We start from the raw sequence: 24,185 nt of genomic DNA, 5'->3' as shown, positions 1-24,185 counted from the left end.
AAAGCCATAGTTCTTGCTATGGCTTTTGTGTTTAATATATTTGAAAACAAGCTTACAATTAAACCCCCATAAAAAAGTTATAGGTAACGTAAAGTAGTATAATAACTATGCTTAACCGGGCAATACATTTTTTGGTACACTATAGAATTTTGGTTTACATAACCATTATTGTAATACTACTTTTTGGATTACTTACCTCACCCTTTGACTTTGGATTTAAATTTTTACCCAAAAATGCCATTAGCGTAGATGCTATTCCTGACATTGGAGAAAACCAACAAATTATTTATACAGAATGGAATGGGCAGTCTCCACAAGAGATAGAAGACCAAATCACCTATCCTTTAACTACAAATTTATTAGGTATTACGGGTGTTAAGTCTGTACGAAGTAATTCTATGTTTGGCGTTTCAAGCGTTTATGTCATATTCGATGATGACGTAGATTATTACTGGAGTAGAACCCGAATTTTAGAAAAGTTAAGTGCTTTGCCTAAAGATTTATTACCAGCAGGTGTGCAACCCAAATTAGGTCCTGATGCTACATCTTTAGGTCAACTATTTTGGTACACTCTAGAAGGCAGAGATAAGAATGGAAAGATTACCGGGGGGTGGAGTTTACAAGAGACCAGAAGCATCCAAGATTTTTTTGTAAAGAATGCTTTAGCTGCTGCTGACGGAGTTGCAGAAGTTGCATCAGTTGGCGGTCATGTAAAAGAATATCAAATAGACGTTGACCCTGAAAAGATGCGTCAATATAAAGTGAGTTTATCACAAGTTATTAGAGCCGTAAAATCTTCTAATAAAGAAATTGGAGCCCAAACTATTGAAATCAATAGAGCTGAATATTTTGTTCGTGGTTTGGGGTATGTTAAATCTATAGCAGATATAGAAAACGCTGCTATTTACGCTGAAGACTATACACCCATAAGAATAAAAGATGTAGCTCAAGTTAGCCTAGGACCAGCGGAACGTAGAGGTATTTTAGATAAAGGTGGTGCAGAAGTCACCGGGGGGGTGGTCACCGCAAGGTATGGTGAAAACCCCATGAATGTTGTTGCGGGTATTCATAAAAAAATTAAAGAGATTCAACTTGGCATGCCAAAAAAGATTTTGGCAGATGGTACAGAAACCCAATTAACTATTGTACCGTTCTATGACAGGGGAGAGCTTATAGAGGAAACTTTAGGGACACTTAAAAAAGCACTTTGGCTAGAAATATTAATTGGCATAATCGTCATATTACTCTTATTAAGAAATCTAAAAACAAGTTTATTAGTCTCTAGTTTAATGCCTTTATCTGTTTTACTTGTTTTCATTGGCATGAAGCTATTCAATGTTGATGCTAATATTGTTTCTCTAGCAGGTATAGCCATAGCTATTGGAACTATTGTTGATATGGGTATAATTCTTACGGAGAATATTATTCGAAATTTAGAAGATTCTTTAGAGGTAGCCTATTTGAAAACCATTAAAGTAGCAGTAAATGAAGTTTCGGGAGCTATTTTAACTGCTGGTCTTACTACTATTGTAAGTTTTATTCCGGTTTTTATGTTAAGTGGGGCAGAGGGTAAGTTATTTGCTCCATTGGCAATAACTAAAACTTTTGCTTTAGCAGCGTCATTATTTGTAACGCTGTTTATACTGCCTCCAATAGCAGCATTAGTTTTTAAACATTTTAAAAAGCCATTTACAACTAATATCAGACTGTTTGTTTTTGGCTGCTTATTTATTTTAGGAATTATTGGTAGTTGGTTTTCACTAATATGTCTTGCTTTAATTCCTTCAGCTTTAGCATCAATCTTATTTCTACTTAAAAGAATAGATTCACATCAGAAGCAGACTATTACCATTTATGGTACTGTATTAGTTACAGTTTCGCTTTTAAGTTTGTATTGGCGGCCTTTGGGTATCACCTCAAATTTCTTTTTTAATTTTTTAGTTGTAGTACTTCTAATTGCGCTTGTATTAGTTCCCATTTACTTTTTTAAACGTAATTATGAAAAAAACCTTTCTTGGGTATTAGCTCATAAAAGTATAAGCTTAAGTATACCCGTACTACTAGTTTTTGTTGGATTCCTAATTTTTTGGAATACAGATAAAGAATTTATGCCCAAATTAAAAGAAGGTGATTATCTACTCATGCCAACTTCATTACCCCATGCCGGTATCGAAGAGACTAACCAAGTTCTAAAAAAATTAGACATGGCTGTAGCGTCTTTACCAGAAATAGATTATGTTGTTGGTAAAGCAGGGAGGGTTAATTCAGCACTAGATCCAGCTCCCTTAACCATGTACGAAAATCTTATATCTTTTAAATCAGAGTACATTGAAGATGTAAATGGGACTCCCATAAAATTTAAATCTGTTGATTCTAATAGGTTTATTACTAAGAATGGAGACACTGTTATTGCAGGTAGTGGAGTTAAAAGTTCAATTTTAATAAAAGATAAAAAAGGAGCTTATTATAGAAATTGGAGGCCTCATGTTAAAACAGAGGACGATATCTGGAGTGAAATTAGTAAGGTTACTCAATTGCCTGGCGTAACAGCTTCTCCTAAGTTACAACCCATTGAAACCCGATTGGTAATGCTACAAACGGGTATGCGTTCTAGCTTAGGTATCAAGGTAAAGGGGCAAGATTTAGAAAAAATACAAGATTTTTCTTTGGAGCTAGAAAAAATCTTAAAAGAGATTGATGAGATTAATCCTGCTTCAGTTTTTGCTGAACGTATAACAGGTAAGCCTTATTTACTTTTTAACATTAGTAGAGATAAAATAGCAAGGTATGGCCTTACTATAGCCGAGGTTCAAGAAACTTTAGAAGTAGCTGTTGGTGGAAAAATAATTGATGAAACTATTGAGGGTAGAGAACGCTATGCCATAAGAGTAAGATACCCAAGAGAGCTAAGAAATTCTCCCGAAGAGTTAAAGTCCGTTTATATTGATACTCAAGAAGGAATTTCAATTCCGTTAATTGAATTTGTCGAAATAGAATATCAAAGAGGACCTCAAAGTATAAAAAGTGAAGATGGTTTTTTGGTTAACTATCTAACATTTGATAAAAAGGGTACCGTTGCTGAAGTTAAGGTGGTTGAAAAAATAAAAAGTAGATTGACTAAAAGACTTAAATCTGGAGAGTTTCAAATTCCAAATGGAATTACTTATGAATTTGCAGGTAATTATGAAAATCATTTGAGAGCGCAAAAAACTATGCTCTTAGTTATACCTCTAGTTTTATTGGTAATCGTAGTAATTCTTTTTCTTCAGTTTCGTTCTGTGGCGGTAACTTTCATTGTTTTTTCAGGTGTTGCTGTCGCATTTTCCGGAGCATTTATTTTACTCTGGTTTTACAACCAGGATTGGTTCATGAATATTAATTTGGGTGAAATTAACCTTAGAAATCTATTTCAAATAAAGACTATTAATTTAAGTGTAGCTGTATGGGTAGGGTTTATTGCCTTGTTTGGTATTGCAACAGATGATGGCGTGGTTATGGCTACCTATTTAAATCAGTCTTTTGCTAAAAATAAGACTTCAACCTCTGAACACATACGAAAAGCGGTTATTGAAGCTGGTAAAAAGCGAATTAGACCTTGTCTAATTACAACAGCAACAACCATATTGGCATTGTTTCCTATTTTAATTTCTAGAGGTAGGGGAGCAGAAATAATGTTACCCATGGCAATACCTATTTTAGGAGGAATGCTAATGGCGCTAATAACCTTGTTTGTTGTACCGTTAATATACTGTTGGTGGAAAGAAGTAACTTTAAAAAATTCAAAACAAGCTTAGGCTTATGCTAAAAAAAATTGGAATACCGTTAATTGTTGGCATTTTGGGTTTGTTGCTGGGTTATCTCATATTTGGTGGTTCAGATTCAGAATCGCATCACAATCATGAAGTGTCAAATACATCAGGTAAATGGACTTGCTCCATGCACCCTCAGGTTGACGGACAAGAAGGAGGTACCTGTCCACTTTGCGGAATGGATTTGGTCTACATGAATATGGAATCTACTTTGAACGCCAACCAATTTAAAATGGGTGAAGATGCGTTAGCGCTTGCTAATATTGAAACCATTACCGTTGGTAGTTCCCTTCAGAATTCAAATACTATAAAATTATCTGGAGAAATTACCACCAACAAAGAAACAGATGGTATTCAAACTACGCTTTTTGAAGGTAGAATTGATAAATTTTATGCAGATGCAATTGGTAAACGCATTCGAAAAGGTCAAAAAATAGGACTCATTTACTCTCCTGAATTGTATTTAGCTCAAGACCGATTTTTAACCACAGCTTTAAACAGCAAAGTGCCTCCTAGGTTATATGAGTCTGCTCGTAACTCTTTAGGTATGTGGAAGCTTACAGATGAGCAAATAGATTCTATTTTAAAAATTAAAGAACCAATTTTTAATTTCCCTATCTATGCCGATGTTACTGGTACAGTGACCGAAGTTTTAGCGGCAGAAGGAAATTATTATGAACTGGGAACACCTATTTTAAAAACATCTGATTTACGAACTGTTTGGGCAGTTTTTGATGTGTACGAATCACAATTAAATAGTTTGAAAGTAGGTGAAAAAATTACTGTAGAAATTCCAGCTTTAGGAAATAAAAAGTTCGATGCCAAAATAGATTTTATCGAGCCTATTTTTAAAGATGAAAAACGGGTAGTGTCTTTACGAGTTGTTCTTACTAATAGAAACAGTGAGCTTAAACCAGGTATGTTTGTTGATGGATTTGTACAAAAAGAAACTACTGAAACTGCTAATTTAACGGTACCCAAATCTTCGGTTTTGTGGACAGGTAAACGCTCTGTAGTCTATAAAAAGCCTTATAAAGACCAGGCTATTTTTGAACTCGTAGAGGTGGATTTAGGAAACACCTTTGAAAATTCTTATGAAGTTTTGTCTGGTTTGCAATTAGGAGATGAAATAGTTCTCGAAGGTGCATTTACAGTAGATGCTGCCGCACAGTTAAATGGTAAAAAGTCAATGATGTCTATTGATTTTTCAGAGGATAAAATAAAGCATAATCATCACAAACACATAAAAGATTTGGGTGATCACAAATCAATAGAAGAGCCAACTAATGAAAAAATTGTGAATGTTGTAGAGGCTTATTTAGCAGTGAAGAATGCGCTTGTTGCAACAGATTTAAAGAAATCTATTTCTGCGGTTTTAAAACTACAGGAAGAATTTAAAAACAATAAAAACGCTTTTGATACAAAAAGTTTGGCATTTGAAAAGCTCAATACTTCAATAATGAATTTAAATTCCTTTAAATCTATGGAGGCTTTACGAGCTGAGTTTAAACCACTTTCACAAAATTTTATTGAAGTAGTAAAGAACAGTTCAGGATTTAATGAAGTTATTTACGTTCAGTTCTGTCCAATGGCAGATGGTAATAAAGGTGCTACTTGGTTGAGTTTAAGTGAAGAAATACGAAATCCGTATTTTGGTGATAAAATGTTAATGTGCGGTACAGTTCAAGAAAAGATTAATTAACATCAAAATAAAAGAGGTCAGATGTTGATTGGTTTCCTAATTCATCTTTGGTAACCACTTGCCAATAATATCGGTTTCCAGAATTTACTACTACATTATTTAAAATGTTACTTTCAAGGTCCGCTTCTAATAATTCTGGTTCCATAGTTAAACCAAAGTAAAAATCGTAGCTAATGATATCGTTATCTAAGTCGCTGCCTACCCATGAAAAATTAACTGCAGTTACAGCAGAAGAATAGCTAGCTCCATTTTCTGGAGAAGGTTCACTAGCGGGAAACGGAATGTAATTTGTTACACCATCACCAGCGTTATAAAAGAATTCGGTATCGCTATCTGTAGTTTCTTCTGAATTTTCTAATATGGTTGTAACCTTCCAGCTATAAGGAGTTCCTCTTAATAATCTAATGGGGAGATTACTTTCAGTAGCTTCAAAAGTGTCTTGTTGGCTACTGTTTAAATTAGTAAGTGTAACTCTATAAATACTCGTATTAGTAGCATCAGTCCAATCAAACGCTACCTCACTTTCTGTATCACTTATAATTATACCAGTAGTACACACCTCATTTTCTTCTGGAAATACTAATTGAACCTGTTCGGGTATTGTGCTTTGCACTTTATCAGAAAAGTCAGTGTCTTTTCCGCAAGAAAAAGCTAAAAATAGAATGGCTAAAAGTGTTAGTGTCTGCTTCATCTTTTTATTACTTTGTATTGCGAATAATTTCCATCTATATTTAATTCTAGCATATATATGCCAGCCGGTAGTGCTGCCGTATAATATTCCCAAGTAGCTGTATTTGCAGGTATCGATTTAGTGTCTATTAATTTAGCCGATAAATCGTATAATCGCATTTCAGTTTCTGATGAAGAAGTTGAATTTAATGCAATATTCAAAACCCCTGTAAACGGATTAGGAAATAAGGTGGCATTTGCAGAAATTAAATAGCTGTCTTCGAAAACACCCTGACATTCTTTTTCTGTTGTTACTTTAAGATAATTATCTTTTTCTGCAAGAGGAAGCGTAACCGAATTATCAGAGGTTTTAAAACTGATTTCATTTAACGTTATAAAATACTCTGGAGCACCACTCATTGTTAGTGTAATTAAGCTATTGTCATCATTTATGGCACTAGACACACTTAGTTGTTCAGGAGCGTCTATAATAACTGTAAAACATTTTTGATAGTTATCTATATTTCTTATTGTTAGGCAAAGCTCATACGTATCTGCAGGTAAATTTCTAAAGGTATAATCACTTGTAAAGTTTGCAGTACTTGCATAAGAATTACCACGTAAACTTGCAATATAATCAAGACTTCGTTCAGTTTGTATAGCTAATTCACCATCAAAGACTCCAATACAACTATTACTAAGGGTTGAAATGGTATAATTGGTTGATGGTAGGGTGAAAATTTCACAACCGCTTTCATCAACTAACACTCCAGATGGTGTATTCGGACATATATCATCATCATTTTCAACTCCATCTTGGTCATTATCATTGTTTGATAGTTCACAACCTTGAAAATCTACGACGGTACCAGGTGGTGTATTGGGGCATAAATCATTACCATTAGTAACACCATCATTATCATCATCTAATTGTGATTCAGCACAACCGTTGAAGTTAACAGTTTCTCCAGGAGGCGTATTTGGACACAGGTCATCAGCATTTGGAACACCATCATTATCAATATCTTGTTGATTATTAGAACAACCAAATTCATCAACTGTTGCCCCGTCAGTTGTATTGGGGCATGCATCTTCAGCATCTGAAACACCATCATTGTCAGAGTCTAACTGGCTAGGACTGCAACCATTTAAATCTATAGTTTCACCTTGTGGTGTATTTGAACAAAGGTCCTCTGCGTTTGAGATGCCGTCATTATCATCATCTAGTTGAGAAGCGCTACAGCCTTCTGCGTTTACAGATTCTCCATTTGGTGTATTTGGGCAATTATCATTTGTGTTGAAAACACCGTCATTGTCGTCGTCTAATTGAGACTGTGAACAACCATTGGAATCTACACTTTGTCCTGTAGGAGTATTTGGGCAATTATCATTTGTATTAGCAATGCCATCGTTATCATCATCTTTTTGTGATTCTGAACATCCGTTTGCATCTACGGTTTCACCTGCTGGAGTAGCGTTACATAAGTCATCTGTATTTGAAACTCCATCGTTATCAATATCTTGTTGAGAAGGTCCACAGCCTTGGCTATCAGCTGTTTCATTTGAGGGTGTATTAGGACAGATATCTACATTGTTAAATATACCATCATTATCATCATCTTTTTGAGACTCTCCACAACCATTAGTATCCACATTTTCACCACTAGGTGTATTTGGGCATAAATCAAGATTATTAAATACCCCATCATTGTCATCATCTTTTTGAGATTCTCCACAACCATTTGTGTCCACAGATTCTCCTGTTGGTGTATTTTCGCATTGGTCGTTTGCATTAATTACTCCATCACCATCTGCATCTCCATTAGGGTCTTGAACTACGGTAATTTCTAATGATGTAGTACAACCTTCTGTGGAGGTAAAAGTATATGTGCCCACATCGTTAAATGTGACTGCACTTAAATTATAAGAGCCTACAGTTGTATTACCGTTTGGAAGTTCTATTGTAAAGTAAATATCCTGAACTAAATCTAGAATTAAATTTGCATTTTCAGCAACGGTAATTGCTTCAGAGCCAGTTTCTAAAGTGCCATTGATAGTATATTCTGGTGTAATTGTAACGGATGAACAATTGGAGTTAGCTCCCCAAAATGCTACGTTACTAGCAGTAATGTTTCCTGCATTTGAAAAATTACCAACTACCGCTAATTCTGTATTTTGTGTATTAAAAACAAAGTCTTTAACTAAAATTTCTACGCCAACATCTGTGTTTGGTCCTAAAGCTTCCCAACCACTAGCATCACTGAATCTAGAAATATAATTCATTACTTTATTGATGTTTTCCTCATCTGAGGCTGTTTCAAATACACCACCAACATAAATGTAGTTACCTTGCTGAGTCATGGTATTTACATTGCCACTCAAACCAAAACCAAGCGTTTCCCAAGAATTCGAATTTCTGTTCCATCTAGCAATTCTATTAACAGTATTACCACCGGCATCAACAAAATTTCCACCAGCATAAATGTAATTTGTTGTGGGTACCAATGCTTGAACAAATCCACTGGTTCCTTCACCAAATGTTGACCAATTTGTGCCGTTCCATCTAGCGATTCTCGGAGCCGAATTACCACCAGCACTATCAAAATTACCTCCAATAATTACATCTCCGTTTGTATCTAGGGCAATTGAACGAACTTCATTATTTGTACCACTAATCCCTGAATTGGTATCAGTAAAAGCATTCCATGTACCATTCCATAACGCTACGTAGCTTACATTTATACCACCTATTGTTTCAAAATTTCCACCAGCATAAACATTATTATTCTCATCAATGGTAATTACTTGAACGTTGTCTGATGCTCCACTTCCTAGTGCAGACCAAGAAGTACCATCATAGACAGCAATATTGTTGGCTGCAACACCGTCAACTTGTGTAAAGCTCCCTCCAATATATACTAAACCATTGCTATCTACTGCCACAGTATATACCGGACCGTTGGTGCCGGCACCAAGATTTTCCCATCCGTTTTGTTTTGAATATTTTGCAACATTGTTCGCAGCTATGGAAGACGCCGAAGTAAACTCCCCTCCAATATAATAGTTGTCTGAACCGTCATTAGCGATGGCTTCCACAATACCATTTACACCAGGTACACCCATATTAATCCAATTGCCAATTCCATTAACATTTACGGTTTGGGGCTGGGTTACACTTTCATCTGTTATCTTGTAAAGTTTAGCATTAGTTCCATAATCAGAGAAGTAAATTTCACCAGATTCATCTAATCCAAAACTTGAAATGAATTCGCCATTAGTTTTAAATAAAAATGTATTAGAAGTACTGCCAGTAATGGGGTCGTAAGCTAAGGCCCATACACGACCAGATAAATAATCGCCGTAAACATATTTACCCTGAATGTCTGAATTAGAAATGGAACCTCTGTAAACATAACCGCCGGTTATAGAAAGGTCTCCTTGGTTATGGTTGTAAGTGTAAATTGGCTTAGTATCAGGGGAAGTAACCAAAGAAGTTGAGCCCTGATAATCTTGATTGCCTTCAAAACGATTCCATCCGTAATTGCCACCTCGATTGATTATGTTAATCTCTTCAATTTCGGCTTGGCCTACATCTGCTGCCCATAGCGTATTACTGTCAAAAGAAAATTTCCAAGTATTTCGAATACCCCAAGCATAAAGTTCATCTAATCCAGAATTTCCAACTCTTGGGTTTGTAGATGGAATTTCATAATTACCGTTTGGAGCTCTTGTATTATTCCCATCCAAATCAACATCAATTCTTAGAATACTCCCAAACGCATTATTTAAATCTTGAGCGTTACCCTGGGGGTCACCACCACCGCCCCCATCTCCGATAGATGCATATAGATAACCATCAGGGCCAAATGCAATTTTACCACCATTGTGATTAGAATTTCCCTGATTTTTGGTAAAGCTAAAAATTAATGTCTCTGTAGAAGTGTCTAACTGATTGCCATTAGACGAACTCACAGTATAGCGAACCACATTCATTCTATAATTACCAGGTTGGTCAGTGTAATAAACATAGACGTGACCATTATTTTCATAATTTGGATGAAAAGCTAACCCTAAAAGGCCAATCTCTTGTCCACTTGAAAATGATACTTTTGAAGTGATATCTAAAAATGTAGAAACTTCGTTGGACTGCACCGAAGTGGTGTTTTGAAAAACTTTGATTACACCAGGCTGTTCAACCACAAAAAGTCGATTACTACCATCATTTGAGGATTGAATTTCAACCGGGTAGTTAAATGAAATATTTGGGAAAGCTTCTTCGTAATTAATTTGCGCATTCATACTTGAGTAAAAAAAAGCGCAAATTATGAGTATTACTAGGCTGTGGGGGTAACCAAGTTTTAAAATCATGGTGTGTTTAATCTGGCGTAAAGTTACATAACGTTTCGCAATTATATACGACAGATTAGTCCTACTTAGATTTTAAGAAGGCATATTAAATGCTTAAAACCAATTAATTGAAAGTTTACTAGCGTTCTACCACTATATTTTCCATTACTAAAACATCCATTTTTGTTCTTGCAAAACAATCATAAGCTTCGGCAGGAGTATTTACAATGGGTTCATTTTCGTTAAACGATGTATTTAGTAATATGGGAACACCAGTCTTTTCTCTAAACGCATCAATTAATTTGTAGTATCTAGGATTTGTGGATTTCTTTACACTTTGAAGTCTTCCTGTGCCATCAACATGGGTTACTGCCGGAATTAACTTATGTTTTTCTGGTTTTATGGGATATACTTTTTCCATAAAGGGAACTTCTTCAGTATACTCAAAAAACTCTTCTACATAATCCTCTAAAATTGAAGGAGCAAAAGGTCTAAAGCTTTCTCTTCTTTTAATTTTTAGATTTAGCAACTCTTTAGCTTGTTCATTTCTTGGGTCAGCAATGATAGAACGATTACCAAGAGCTCTTGGGCCAAACTCAGCTCTACCTTGGAACCAACCTACAACAGCAGGTTCAGTTAATTTCTCTACCAAATATGGATATAGTTCTTCATCTGTTAGCTTTTTGTAACTAACATTTTTAGATTTTAAGAAGGATTCAATTTCGTCATTAGTAAATTTAGAACCAGTGCTTGCAGAAACAATGGCTTCTTCTCTAGGCTTATCTAAATTTTGATGCAAATGGAATAGGGCAGAACCCATTGAGATTCCCGCATCATGACCAGCAGATGGAATATATAATCTATCAAAATCTGTATTGGCAAGAATTTTACCGTTGGCTACAGAGTTTTGAGCCACTCCACCCGCAATACAAAGGTTTTTAGAACCTGTTTTTTTCTGTAAATCAGCTGCCATATGAAATATAACCTCCTCAGTAACAGTTTGTACAGATTTTGCTAGGTCTTTATGGAACTGCGTTAATTCATCACCTTTTTTACGTGCAGGTCCAAATAATTCTACAAATTTTTCGGTATAAAACGAGTCAACAATTGGACAATTGTCTTTATAAACTACTTTTACTTCTCCGAAATAAGATTGATCCCATGACCATTTTCCATCAGGTTTAAATTTGATTAGCTTTCGAACTTTATCCACCTGTGTTGGTTTTCCATAAGGAGCCAAACCCATGACTTTATATTCATCACCATAATGTGGAAAACCCAAATAATGTGTAAATGCGGTATAAACAAAACCAAGAGAAACGGGATAATCAATACTACCTAAAACCTCAATCTTATTTCCCTTTCCATGGGCAAACATACAGGTTGTAAAATCTCCTGAACCATCAATTGATAAAATTGCAGCCTCCTCAAAAGGACTTGCAAAAAAGGTTGAACCCAAATGGGCTCTATGGTGTTCTACATAAACTAATTTTTTATCAATCATTTCAATGGAACAACCAAATGCTTCGTTAAATTGTTCTCCTAATGAAGAAATATCTTTTCTGTTTTTAATTCTATTTTTAATTAGAGAGGTACCCGTTTTTAAATCTTTTAAAGCAAACAAGATTTTTTTACTAAGCTTAGCCTTTGCATCTCTACCGATTGTAATAAAGTCTACATCATCTAGCGATAAATTTGCTTCTTGCAAACAGAATTCTATTGCCAATTTTGGAAAACCAGCCCAATGTTTAATTCTGGTAAATCGTTCCTCCTCGGTCGCAGCAATTAATTTTCCATCAACAAAAATTGCTGCTGATGAATCGGCGTGGTGGGTGTTTAAACCTAATATAATCATTTGGTTAATTATTGATATGGTGAAAATTATACAATAGAAATGATTATATCATTATTTCTCGCTATGATTTTCAAATAATCGTTAAAATAACCAAAAAAAAACGGGAATACTAAAAATTAAAACAGCTGTTTGAGTTTTTTACTCAATCTTGTAACGGAGTACATAAAAGGTACCTTCAAATTATTTTTTTTGAAAGCTTTGATGCATTGTTTATTACCTTCTATTATATTTTTCAGGCTTTTACTAGTGGCTCCTCCCAAACGCATTCTTACCATAGGAAATGGTAAATAATAGGTTTTTAATTTTTCTTTTTCAATTAAACGAAGCATTAGTTCAAAATCAGCAGCGAGTGATAATTCTTCATCGAAATAGCCATATTTTTCATAAACACTTCTTTTAACAAAAAAACTTGGATGAGCTGGATGCCACCCTTTTCTAAACCCATTGTTAAAATATGGTCCGGTTACCCAGTTACGAACTACTTTATCAGTGTTTTCGGCATCTACATAATATAAGTCACCATAAACACAATCAACATCATTTTCGACAAATGCATTAACGACTTTCGTAATAACATCATCGGAATTATAGAAGTCATCAGAATTTAAAATACCAAGTATTTCACCCTTAGCCAATTTTAAACCTTTATTCATTGCATCGTAAATTCCATTATCGGGCTCAGAAACAATTTTTACAACCTTATTTCTAGTATTATTAATGGTTTCAATTGTTTTGTCCTTAGAAGCACCATCAATTATAATGTGCTCTATGTTCTGGTAATCTTGATTTGAAATAGATGTTACACAGTCGGCAATATATTTTTCACTATTAAACGTTCCCGTTACGATTGTAACTTGTGGTTGATTATGCATTAGTAAAGAATTTTAAGAATAGCTTCTATCTTTAATTGGTTTTGCAGGTGACCCTACACAAATTTTTTTGTCTGGTAATGATGAAAATACAGAACTACGTGCCCCGACTAATGTTTCTTGACCAATGGTAACACCAGGTGCAACATATACATCTGATGCCAACCAGCAACCTTCTTTGATATAAATTGGAGATGTTATAGTTGGGAAATTAGATAATTTATAATCATGAGATGCGGTGCATAAATATGACTTTTGACTTACCACTGTATTTTTTTCTATGGTAATACTATCAACTGAATATAATACCACTTGATCCCCAATCCAAGAATAGTCACCAATTTTGACTTTCCAAGGATATGTGCATTTAACAGAGGGTCTAATAATTACTTTTTTACCAACTTTTGCACCAAATAACCTCCACCAAAATCTTCTCCATCCATACATAAATTGTGGTGATGGATTACAAAAAACAGTTTGAACAACCCACCATAATTGAACAAATAACTTACTTTTTCCATACAATTCTTTAGGAAAACTATAGGTGTCTAATTGTTGCATAAATACTATTAAGTTAACAGGTTAAGTATTTAATTTTGGGATTAAATTAAACTTTCATAAAGGTTCATATATTCTTGGATTTTGTCTTTATTGTCAAAATTTCTCAAGACATGACTTCTACATACCCTTTTATAACTTTCTTTAGGCGTATTTAGTATTTTACTAATACTTTCTCTTAATTGTAGTATGTTGTTTTTGTCTATACATAATCCAACGTCATCATTAATAATTTCTGGATTAGCAGTGGAATTGTAAACAATTACTGGGGTATTGCATGCTAATGCCTCAACAGTTGTGAATCCAAAAGATTCTTCAACAGAAGTATTGACGTAAACGTCAGCAGTACTATACCAATTAATTAGTTCATCAACATTTTGAGTACGTTCTAATCCAATAATATTTGAAGGTAAATTCTGAATCTGTGTTTTGTTCAAACCAATTAAAACAATTTTTTCGTCTTCATTTAATTCATGACTTAGATTAATAAAATCTAAAAGTCCTTTGTTTTTGCTCCATACACTTGCAACACCTAAGATTATTTTTGAATTTGATAGATTGAACTTTACTCTTAGCTCATTATTTTCTGTTGGTTTAAACAATTGCGTATCTAGACCATTGTATATGGTCTCTATTTCATAATTGGACAAAAAGGATTGCTTTACTTCTTTTTTCAACCAATTAGAAACTGTGATAATATGCATGTTTTTAGGCATAGTAAAGTACTTCTTCTTTAGTTGAAAATTGTTTTTAGAGTTATCTAACCATGAGGAAGCTGGATATGTTTCTAATTGTGGACATTTTTCACATTGTGTTTTCCATTTGTAACAGCCAATATTTTCATAATGCGTACAATGTCCCGTGAACGCCCAACAATCGTGAAGTGTCCAAACAATAGGCTTATTGAATTCTGAAAGATAGTTGAAGAGGGTAGGGTAGTTTAGAAAGTATCCATGAATATTATGCAGGTGTATAATATCGGGATTAATTTTTTTAAGGCTATGTATAAAATTTCTTGTAGCTTTTTTAGAAGCTAGTCCGTGCCGGTCGAATAGTCGGGTTTGTATTATGTGATTGTAGAAGTCAATCTTACTACCAACTAATAAGGCATCAGATGTGGAATTATTTTGTTTTTGACCATAACCTATAATTGATTTCCAATCGTTGGAAATAGCTTTTTGTCCAATATTAGAAACTATTTTTCCTGTTGAACCAAAACTTGCTACTACATTGATTTGAACTAATTTTGGCATTATAAAAGCGCAGGTTTATTTAATGCTAAATTTTCTAAGACCTTAACTTGGTAATATGGATTATAATATTGGTCTATTACTTCAAAACAGTCTTGTCGCAAGTCTTCTCTATCTCTATTTTCACTTGTCAACCATTGCTTTATTTTAAGAGCCAGGTTTTCAGAATTATTTTCTTCAAAAAATAGTCCAGTTTTATTTTCAGTTATTGCCTCAACTTCTGGCATTTGATTATAAAAATTACCGTGTGTGATTACTGGAGTGCCATAACTTAAACTATGAATTGCAGTTAAACCCACATTGCCAGGAGAAATACAAATATCAGCGCATGAAATAAGTTTTTCATTTACTTCATCATCGTAACTTGCTCCGTAAAAGTGAAAAGTACCCTCAATTAAATTCTCTTTTGCAAACTTTTCTAATGAAGTTCGTTCTGTACCATCACCTACAAGGAGTAAATTTGTTTTAAAATTTTGCGTATCTAATTTACTTTTAGCCTCTAAAAGAAGGTGAAGTTTTTTAATTTCAGTTAATCGACCTACGAAAATTAAGGTGGGTAAATTTGGATTAGAAAAAAAGGTATAGTTTTCTTGTTTTGTATGATTTGCTAATCGAGTTCGCGCTTTTTTTTGCTTATCGTAGTCAAGAGAATTAAAAATTACATGAATTTTGTCTGGCTTAAAGCCATTTTCTATGAAAATTCTTTTTCCTCTTCTTTCATACACCAATTGAGTTGACGCTAAGCGGTAGTAATTTAACCTCAGAAAACGTTTTAATCCTTTTTCATTACCATAAAGACCATGGCCTCTATGTGCAACGTTAATTTTTCGTATTCTACAAATTATTGTAGCCAACCAATTTGAAATTACATTAAACTCACCTAATAAAATTACCAGACTTGCTTTTGTAGTTAAACATTTCAAAATAACATTCGATTGCCAGATTAAATATTTCTTGTTAACCCACCAGTTTTTGATAAAGTGGAGTTTTTCTGAATATTTAGTAAATGGAATGGTAGAGGTGTCAATTGCCTTTATACCAAGATAGGGGTTGTCACCATAATAAAAATGGTAATCCAAATTTGGGTGCTCTAATAAAAGTTGCCATTGTCTTTTTCTATATAACGAAGCAATGTTGGTAATATGTAAAACCTTTGGTTTACTCATTTAGGAGGCTAGTATTTTTTTAAATTGTGCTCTAGCATATCTTGGAATATCTATTTTATGATTACTAGCTTTTAAAAAGGTTTTTCTAATAAATTCTGTATACTCATCGTCTGATAAATCGTTAAAACGATTTCCTTTGGCAAGGAATTTATAAGAATTTGCAAAGCCAACAGGTTTTTCATTTGGCATATGCCAAATGTATAGTTCTTCATCCCCCTTTTTAATATTTCTATAAACGTTACGGTTAGTCCACATACGTTTTGCCATTTTATTCATGTTACCTATCAAAGCGCCATGCTTATAGTAGTAAAACGATAGAACATGGGCCTCTTCATTAAATTTCGGAAGACCTTTGTCATTTTTATCTAATAAAAAGGCAAACATTTTAGGGAAATCTTTTGCTACTTCTTTTATAAAAGCACCAGTTGTTAATAATAACTCTCCACCACAATATAGCGGTACTTCTTTAATAGCTAATCCTAGTTCATGGAACAACTTTTGCATTTGAATTCTTGTTATACCATGAATTACATAATTGTCTCCATAAGACATGGTAAGCGTCTGTGCAGGAGTAGTTTCTAAAACATCAAATTGATTGTAAATTGATTTTGAAAAAATACAATCAGAATCTAGAAGTAAAAAACAGTCATTATCATCCATAATGGTGGCCATTTTATCAATAATAGAAAACTCAAAAAATTGGTTTCTAAAACTGGTAAAATAGTTTTTAGGTAAAGGATATTTATTCTCTAATTGTACAACTTTAATATTGTTGTCTTTAAAGTAAATATCTAAATCCAATCCATCTATGATTGGTAAGTTTGCTGTATTTGTAAATAAAATATGCTGCACATCGTTCAAACCCCCATGGCATCTTATTGACGATTCAAAAAAGACAATAACACATCTCCAATATACTGCTTGGAATTCTGGTGTTGATGATTTTCCTTTATTATTTGGAAATTTTGATTCTTCCTCAGGAGTATCTAGATAAATCCAGGTACCAATATATTTTTTAGATAAATTAGACATTAAGTTTAACGATTTTTTGATAGGTTAATATATAACTGGGGGAAGATTAATTTTAGTAAAGAAGAAAAGACAACCATGGGTACTCGTAAAGGAAAATGTCTTTTCATTAGATTTAGGTTAGACGAAAAATCTAAACCTAAAGGATTTTTTAATATCGCCAAGCGTTGTTTAAAACTCGAGTTGGTGAATTTATCGTAGATATTACTATGATCATTTTTACAAAAACCCAAATAGGTAGGCATTAACAAAACAGGAATTTTCTTTTTTACTGCTTTCAGTGTATAATCATAATCGGCAACACCATGCTTATACCCTTCTGAGAGTATACCAATTTGTTCAACAACTTCATTAGACACAAACATAATATTGGCATTACCCAATTCACAATTTTGATAAGAGTTATTAGGTTCTAATAAATTATATTTAAACGTCCATTTGTTGGTTAGCTTAGCGCCTCCGTATGTTAATTTTTTTGTGTCTGGATCCTGAGTTGCTCCCAAATAAACCCCACCTGTAGTATAGGTTGTTTGACAATACTCATCAGCTTTTAAATATTCTTTAAAAAGTTCTTCAACAATATCTGTGTCATCATTTAAAAGAAGATAGGCATCAAAATTTTGTTTTTTTGCAGCCCGCCAAGACATTTTCATTCCTCCAGCCCAAAATAAATCTCCAGTACCTTTTAATATTATAACTTTAGGAAAAGTCTTTCTTACAGCGTCAGCAGTGCCATCTGTAGATCCGTCATCTGTTAAATAAACACTTATCGTAAGCTCAGATTCAACTTTTGCTGAGGCCTTGTATACCTTTGATAACGCACTAAGGGTCTTTTCTTTTCTATTAAAACAAGTAAGTAAAACTGCTAATGTTTTCAACTATTATGATTTATATAGTTAACTTAAATTCCAGTATTTTCTTGTGTAGTTTTTGAACTATTTTTTAAAAATTCAAGATGTTTGTTCATATAACCAAGAATCAAACAAAATATAGTAAATGTTGTAAAGTACCCTTCTAAAATTGGTTCAACAAAAAATAACAAGAGAAAGCAAACTATATATATCAATAGCTGTCCGCTTACTATATTGATTTTTTTGTCAATTTGATATAAAGTGTACATTTTTGACAGTATTCTAATTGTAAGAATTAATAAAAAAATAAAAGCCAATAAGCCTCCTACCCTTAGAGTGTCAAACCATAAGTTATGGGCAAAGCCAAATTCGTTTAAGTCCCATCCTAATGGTTCTTTAAACATGTATTCCAAAGATTTTACCCAGCGTTCTGTTCTTCCACCAGCCGTATTTGCGCCGTGGGTTTTACTTTCCATCCTACCAGCATATGATGATAAGATATCTGAATCAGAGCTTAGACTAACATAGCTAAATCCTAAATTTATCAATATAAAAAGCAAAATAAACATGCCAATGTTTTGTTTAAAATTCTGCTTTTTAAAGCGATATAACACTCCTACCACTATTGCAAATAAAGCTAGAGCAATATGTGTTCGGCTACCTAGCCGAATAATACAGGCTAGTGATAAAAAGAAAAGAACAAACATTCCTAACAAAAGAAATTTTTTGGAAATCTTTTTGTAGCCAATCAAAAGGATACCCAAAATTCCCATATTCATAACCATTGGTCCTGCCATATTGGTAGCATTTTCAATTCGGTTAGTCCATATATTGGGGACATTTCTGTTTAATGTAACGTAACCAACTTTAAAAATATCAATCCAAACAGAAGTTATACTAGGGATTGATAGGAAAATACCAATTAAAAAAAGAATTTTAAATTTTTGAATAGATTTCGAAGAGTCATTATAAAGCCTTTTACCTACTATATAAAACGTGATTGGTATTAATAAATAAATCAATATGAATTGTGAACCCAAACCTGGGTTAAATGCATAAAACACTGAATAAATCGCAGAAAAAACTAATAATAACAATGAAAAATTGTCAAGATATTTTTTTGAATTTTTGAAATCGAGAATAATCAAAACTAAAAGTAAATAACCAAAAACAAATCCAATATTAAATGGATCTACAGCATATAATAACGTTAAGAGTAAAAATGATGCGTTTTGTTTAATCATTATCCTAATTTCAAAATTCGTTTACTAAGCTCCATAAATCGAGATTTAGAAAGTTTGTAAAATAGAAATGTTGCAGTGTTATGTGAGATTATTTTACTTGAATAAATTATTCTTCGAAGTTTTACGCTATCAATATTTATAAAATCGTTAGTCTCTTTAACTTTCAAGTCATATAGGAATAATTCATTTCCTGGAATATTGTAAATTATATTTGCTTCAACTGGTTTTAGACTTCTTGAATAAGAACTTATTATTTTAAAATTCAATCTTTTGGAAGATAATAAATAGTCTTTATCTAAACTTGTTTTATAACCATATAAATCAATTTCAATATTTTTATTTTTAAGATTCTCAATTTCAACTAATTTGTTGTTTTCAAAAAATGAATCATATCTTGATTTTGATTCAGAAATATGAGAAAAATTAAATTGAGTTTTTTTACCATGAAATAATTCGACCTGATATGCCGTACTGTCAGAGGCTACATGAGTTCCAGGATCATTAAAATTAGTACTCAAAGAAACTTTAGGATAGAAAAAATATTTATCTGTTTCGACGAGATATGCAATAAAAAATTTGAGCCAAGATTTATCAGACCAATTAGTTACGTTTGTTGGAATATTTTTACTAGGAACTAAATCTAAGTTATTGTTGTACCAATTTTTAAATTCTGTCCATTGTTTTTTATTCCAAGCCTGCCCCCAAGAGGATGCAAATTGAAAATACCAATTATCAAAACCATCTTCTAAGGCCGAAAAATATTCTCCGGTATGTACATTAATTTTGTGATTATACAAGGAAATACCAGACAAATAAGTTTTGTCCTCTGAAAACTTAAGAGCAGCTTGGGTGTAATTATAAAAATTAGGAGAAACAAAAAGATCGTCTTCTAAGATTAAAACACTTCCATATTTTATTGAAAGGTCTCCACATGCAAGAATATGATTGCGAAGGCCAAGGTTTTTTTGATGACTAATGACAATTTTTTCTCCATTATTCCAGTTAAAATTTTCAGCAATATCAATAACACTCTTGTTATTGGAGGAGAAATCAATACTAATAATTAGAGGGATATCATTATTTGGATAATAGGCATTTGATAGAGAAGTTAAAAGTCTTGATAAAGAGTTGGGTCTATTGAAGGCGACGACAACAATTGGAGTTTGGGGATTATTCATTTGTAATTGCTTTTTTCAATTTTTTAATATCGGAAAACAAATAAGAGTTTTTTTCAATCCAAGAATAATCCTTATCCCACCATTTCAGTTTTAATAAATAATTTATAGTTTCTTCATCAAAACGCATTTTGATTATTTTTGCAGGAACACCTCCAACTATAGAATATGGAGGAATATTCTTATTTATTAAAGCCCCAGAGGCTATAATACTTCCATCTCCAATTCTTACTCCATCTAAAATGGTAACTCGTGCTCCAATCCAAACATCATTACCAATTTCAATAGTATAACCGCTTCCTTTTTCAATAGGTTTTGCAAATTCTTCGAATAACTGTTCTTTAACAAAGCTAAAACCACTTTGTTTTCGAGTAGAAAAAAAACTAGGATGTGTACTAACAAAAGTGTCAGTTGGGTGGTTTCCTAAAATACATTTGACATATGGACCAATTGAACTAAATTTTCCAATTTTACAGTTTTTTATTTCTGTCTCAATGCCCAAATAAGAGGCAAAGCCTATCTCACTATTAATTAGTTTAGACTTGGTAGATAAAAAGTTGTAACCGCCAAACTTAGTATTCTTAGAAAAAGATGAATAAGGTCCAAATTCTATTTTTTTACTATTAGAAAGTTTTAGTTTTAGCAGTCTTTTGTAAATAAGAGCTATAATTTTCTTAATTCGTTCCAATTTCTTTAATAAATTTTGCTGGATTACCTCCCCAAATTTGATTGGGTGGAATACGTTTAGTTACCACTGAACCCGCACCTACAATAGAATTCTCTCCGATAAAAGTACCTTTCAAAATTATAGAATGAGCTCCAATAAATACATTGTCTTCTATCGTTATCATCTTTGTCATTGGAATATCTTTAGAACTTATTTTACGGATTTCTGGGTCTAGACTATGAAAGTCTGTATCATAAATTTTGACGCTTCCTCCTATCTTAACGTTAGAACCAATTTGAATATTATCATGGGCTATTATAGCCGCATTTGAAATTCCTGTATTGTCACCAATATTTAATCTACCGTTTTTACCTAAATCTATAATTAGTTTTGAATCACCACCAATAGGATTTGATCTTCTCGAAGAATTGAACTTAACATTTTCTCCAATAGTCAATTCTCCATTACCTGTTATTAATAAAATGCCATTAATACTTGGAAATTGATTGTAAATAATGTTTTTTCTTAAAAACAAGAGTTTGTTTAATATAAGATTTTTTAATCCAATGATTTTAATGTAGATGTTTATTAAAAACTTCATTTCAATAATTTTACCAGTAACAAGCTTCTTCTACAACTTCTTTGTTTCTCGGCGCTTCACTTTCCGATGGTCTAACCCATTCATTATTGTAAAACTTTGATATAGTAGGATGATTATCCCAACGAGAACCTTTTATGCCAAACATAATTTGCGTGGCACCCCCTAAATGAATGGCTTGCTTTCCTTTTCTTTTTGCATGGGCTCCTAGAGACATTCCATACGCACCGCATCCAATTATTGCTATATCGTAATCTGTATTATCCATCTGATTTTTCATGTGATCTAGAGCAGAAAACCAATCTTTAAATCCAACAGCTTGACCGGCTATGGATTGTACAGATTTAATTACTTTTAAATCAAAATTTGGTAGAACATCTTGGTTTTTAAATAATAAAGATCTTTTTAAATATTGATTTTTTATAGTTTCTGTAAATGGATGAATTATCAAAACCTTTTTGTTTTCAAGAGCTTTACTCCAAGGATTTTGATGGTAATAAGGTTCAATATCTTTTAGTGGTATTTGATATTTTTTTTCAATATTTTGCCTTAATAGATAGTTTTCTTTAAGCCATATACCAAGAATATCTACCTCCTTTAAATCTTCAATTGATTTTTCTACGAATTTATTAATAGTATTTGTGTTTCCAGGGAAAATACCAGACCATAATTTGGCTTGTTCGATTACCGAATTATCTATTTTTAGAGTGTCTGTTTTATTTAGAATAAAATCCGCATATTTTCTAACACCTCTTTTTTGATTTATATAGCCTGATATACACTTGAATTCAGTGGCACCTAACCTAGCTATTAATACAGGCTCGTTAGATAAAATTTTGGCTTTTATTTCATTGCTTGCATTTTGACCTTCACTTGAAAAATTAGGTTTTTTATTTAAGTCTAATTTTATAAACTGAAAAATTTTCCTGGCTAATAGAGATAAATTATATATAGTATTTGAATTCATCATTTTCTTCTGATAATTTTTTTTAAGGTAAAATATTCTTCTTTAAAGAATGTATAAATAATCAAGACATGAATTGTTATCCCCAAAAAGGAAATTACAAGAATCTTTAAAAAATCTCCTTCAATAAAATTTGAAATAAAATAAAGAATAACCGTTTCAAAAATTCCAAGAATTAAAAAAGGAGATATAATTTTTAGCTGTTTAAATGCTCCAAATTTCATAATTTTCCCAGGAAAATAACTTCCAATGAAAAAGTGAATTATCACTGAGATTAATTCTGCAAGAGCAACATAAATTATACCATATTTTAAAGCAATAATAATAAACACTATTCTCACTAATATTTTAATATACTGTTGTCTAAGTACTAGATTAGCCTTGTTAATAACATACAATAAATTAGTATTAATCGTAGATATATTTGTAATTAATCTACACGCACAAAAAATCTGTAAAATTGGAACAGCTGCTATCCATTTTTCAGTTAATAATAATAAAACAATCGGTTCTCCAAGAACACCAAGAATTACTGCTAATGGGATTGTGAATAATGTTAAAAACTTCAATATTTTGGAGGCTTCCAAAATTAACATTGATTGATTCTTGTTTTTTGCCAAATTAGGTAGGAGGACACTATCTAATACACTACCCACGGTTCCAATACCTGCATCTGGAAATTGGATTCCACGATTGTAATAACCTAAATCTGCGGTACTAAAAGTTTTTCCAATAAATAACCATGAAAATTTGTCAACAATTTGATTTAATAAAGACGAGATTGTGACATTGTAACCAAATTTATAAAGTCTTTTAAAAGAAGATTTTGAAAAATATAGTTTGGGGCTCCAACATTTAGTACTCCAAAAAAGAATAACACTCAGGGTTGATTTAATAATATATTGATATACTAATGACCACACACCAAATCCTTTATAAGCGAGGAGAATTGCAATTAAACCACTTATAAGGATTGAAGAAAAATTTATAATTGCAATCTTTTTAAAGTTTAAATCAATTGCTAAAATTGTATTATGTATTGCATAAAACGAATTTATTATCAATGTTAGTGCTAACACCCTAAGTAAATCTGTTAAGATAGATTCATCATAAAAGTCAGCTATTAGTGGAGCGAATAAAAAAAGAAGTGTGTAGAAAAAAAAAGAAACGAAAATATTAAAAGTAAATGAAGTATTAACATCTGAAATGTCTTTATCATTCCTTTGCATTAATGCTCTACTAAATCCACTATCAACAAAAATTTGTGCTAAAGCAGTAAATACAATTAATAAACCGATTAGTCCATAATCTGTTGGACTTAAAATTCTTGCTAAAATTATTCCTATAACAAACCTAACAACTTGAATTCCAAATTTTTCAATTGAATTCCATAAATAGCTTAATAGTTTTGTAGACATTCATCTTAAATTAG

At 32.5% G+C, this 24,185-nt stretch carries 17 protein-coding genes; 2 read left to right on the top strand and 15 right to left on the bottom strand.

Going from position 1 to position 24,185, the window contains the following annotated elements; genetic code table 11:
• The first annotated feature begins 107 nt into the window (after nt 1-107).
• Together H5V42_RS13215 and H5V42_RS13210 are read left to right on the top strand one after the other, a co-directional pair.
• Complete coding sequence (locus H5V42_RS13215; protein WP_185783654.1) at nt 108-3,794, top strand: efflux RND transporter permease subunit; 3,687 nt, start codon at nt 108-110, stop codon at nt 3,792-3,794.
• 4 nt (nt 3,795-3,798) lie between these two features.
• Complete coding sequence (locus H5V42_RS13210) at nt 3,799-5,511, top strand: efflux RND transporter periplasmic adaptor subunit (protein ID WP_185783653.1); 1,713 nt, start codon at nt 3,799-3,801, stop codon at nt 5,509-5,511.
• On the opposite strand, the gene H5V42_RS13205 is transcribed toward H5V42_RS13210, so the two are convergent.
• The 15 genes from H5V42_RS13205 to H5V42_RS13135 form a co-directional block, all read right to left on the bottom strand.
• Nucleotides 5,504-6,202 carry a hypothetical protein gene (locus H5V42_RS13205; RefSeq protein WP_185783652.1) on the bottom strand — a complete coding sequence of 233 codons (699 nt, stop codon included), beginning with the start codon at nt 6,200-6,202 and terminating at the stop codon, nt 5,504-5,506. The genes H5V42_RS13210 and H5V42_RS13205 overlap by 8 nt on opposite strands.
• The gene (locus H5V42_RS13200; RefSeq protein ID WP_206682550.1) at nt 6,199-10,479 is read right to left on the bottom strand and encodes a PQQ-dependent sugar dehydrogenase; all 4,281 of its coding nucleotides are present in this window, start codon (nt 10,477-10,479) and stop codon (nt 6,199-6,201) included. The genes H5V42_RS13205 and H5V42_RS13200 overlap by 4 nt, the downstream gene beginning before the upstream one ends.
• Nucleotides 10,480-10,666: 187 nt before the next feature.
• On the bottom strand, nt 10,667-12,382 hold the full coding sequence (locus H5V42_RS13195) for a carbamoyltransferase family protein (protein WP_185783650.1): 1,716 nt from the start codon (nt 12,380-12,382) through the stop codon (nt 10,667-10,669).
• A 116-nt stretch (nt 12,383-12,498) separates the two neighbouring features.
• Nucleotides 12,499-13,254 (bottom strand): glycosyltransferase family 2 protein, encoded by a 756-nt coding sequence (locus H5V42_RS13190; RefSeq protein ID WP_185783649.1) that lies wholly within the window; start codon nt 13,252-13,254, stop codon nt 12,499-12,501.
• A gap of 12 nt (nt 13,255-13,266) precedes the next feature.
• The gene (locus H5V42_RS13185; protein WP_185783648.1) at nt 13,267-13,812 is read right to left on the bottom strand and encodes a WcaF family extracellular polysaccharide biosynthesis acetyltransferase; all 546 of its coding nucleotides are present in this window, start codon (nt 13,810-13,812) and stop codon (nt 13,267-13,269) included.
• Nucleotides 13,813-13,853: 41 nt separating this feature from the next.
• Nucleotides 13,854-15,062, bottom strand: a complete 1,209-nt coding sequence (locus H5V42_RS13180) for a glycosyltransferase (protein WP_185783647.1) — start codon at nt 15,060-15,062, stop codon at nt 13,854-13,856.
• Nucleotides 15,062-16,225 carry a glycosyltransferase gene (locus tag H5V42_RS13175; RefSeq protein WP_185783646.1) on the bottom strand — a complete coding sequence of 388 codons (1,164 nt, stop codon included), beginning with the start codon at nt 16,223-16,225 and terminating at the stop codon, nt 15,062-15,064. Before H5V42_RS13175 ends, H5V42_RS13180 begins: the two co-directional genes overlap by 1 nt.
• Nucleotides 16,226-17,257 (bottom strand): hypothetical protein, encoded by a 1,032-nt coding sequence (locus H5V42_RS13170; protein ID WP_185783645.1) that lies wholly within the window; start codon nt 17,255-17,257, stop codon nt 16,226-16,228.
• 5 nt (nt 17,258-17,262) lie between these two features.
• Nucleotides 17,263-18,132 carry a glycosyltransferase family 2 protein gene (locus H5V42_RS13165; RefSeq protein ID WP_185783644.1) on the bottom strand — a complete coding sequence of 290 codons (870 nt, stop codon included), beginning with the start codon at nt 18,130-18,132 and terminating at the stop codon, nt 17,263-17,265.
• A 23-nt stretch (nt 18,133-18,155) separates the two neighbouring features.
• A complete protein-coding gene (locus H5V42_RS13160) occupies nt 18,156-19,349 on the bottom strand; it encodes an O-antigen ligase family protein (protein WP_185783643.1) in 1,194 nt (397 codons plus the stop codon).
• Nucleotides 19,349-20,527 carry a glycosyltransferase family 2 protein gene (locus tag H5V42_RS13155; protein ID WP_185783642.1) on the bottom strand — a complete coding sequence of 393 codons (1,179 nt, stop codon included), beginning with the start codon at nt 20,525-20,527 and terminating at the stop codon, nt 19,349-19,351. The genes H5V42_RS13160 and H5V42_RS13155 overlap by 1 nt, the downstream gene beginning before the upstream one ends.
• Nucleotides 20,520-21,212 (bottom strand): CatB-related O-acetyltransferase, encoded by a 693-nt coding sequence (locus H5V42_RS13150; protein WP_229665632.1) that lies wholly within the window; start codon nt 21,210-21,212, stop codon nt 20,520-20,522. The genes H5V42_RS13155 and H5V42_RS13150 overlap by 8 nt, the downstream gene beginning before the upstream one ends.
• Nucleotides 21,199-21,792, bottom strand: coding sequence for an acyltransferase (locus H5V42_RS15365; protein ID WP_185783641.1), 594 nt, complete (start codon nt 21,790-21,792; stop codon nt 21,199-21,201). Before H5V42_RS15365 ends, H5V42_RS13150 begins: the two co-directional genes overlap by 14 nt.
• A 10-nt stretch (nt 21,793-21,802) precedes the next feature.
• Nucleotides 21,803-22,759 carry a GT-D fold domain-containing protein gene (locus H5V42_RS13140; RefSeq protein ID WP_185783640.1) on the bottom strand — a complete coding sequence of 319 codons (957 nt, stop codon included), beginning with the start codon at nt 22,757-22,759 and terminating at the stop codon, nt 21,803-21,805.
• Nucleotides 22,756-24,171, bottom strand: coding sequence for a lipopolysaccharide biosynthesis protein (locus H5V42_RS13135; RefSeq protein WP_185783639.1), 1,416 nt, complete (start codon nt 24,169-24,171; stop codon nt 22,756-22,758). Before H5V42_RS13135 ends, H5V42_RS13140 begins: the two co-directional genes overlap by 4 nt.
• Between the last annotated feature and the right edge of the window lie 14 nt (nt 24,172-24,185).

Source organism: Croceivirga lutea, assembly GCF_014235875.1.
GTDB lineage: Bacteria > Bacteroidota > Bacteroidia > Flavobacteriales > Flavobacteriaceae > Croceivirga > Croceivirga lutea.
Note: the sequence above shows the minus strand (reverse complement) of the source record. Positions and strands in the feature narration are given on the sequence as shown.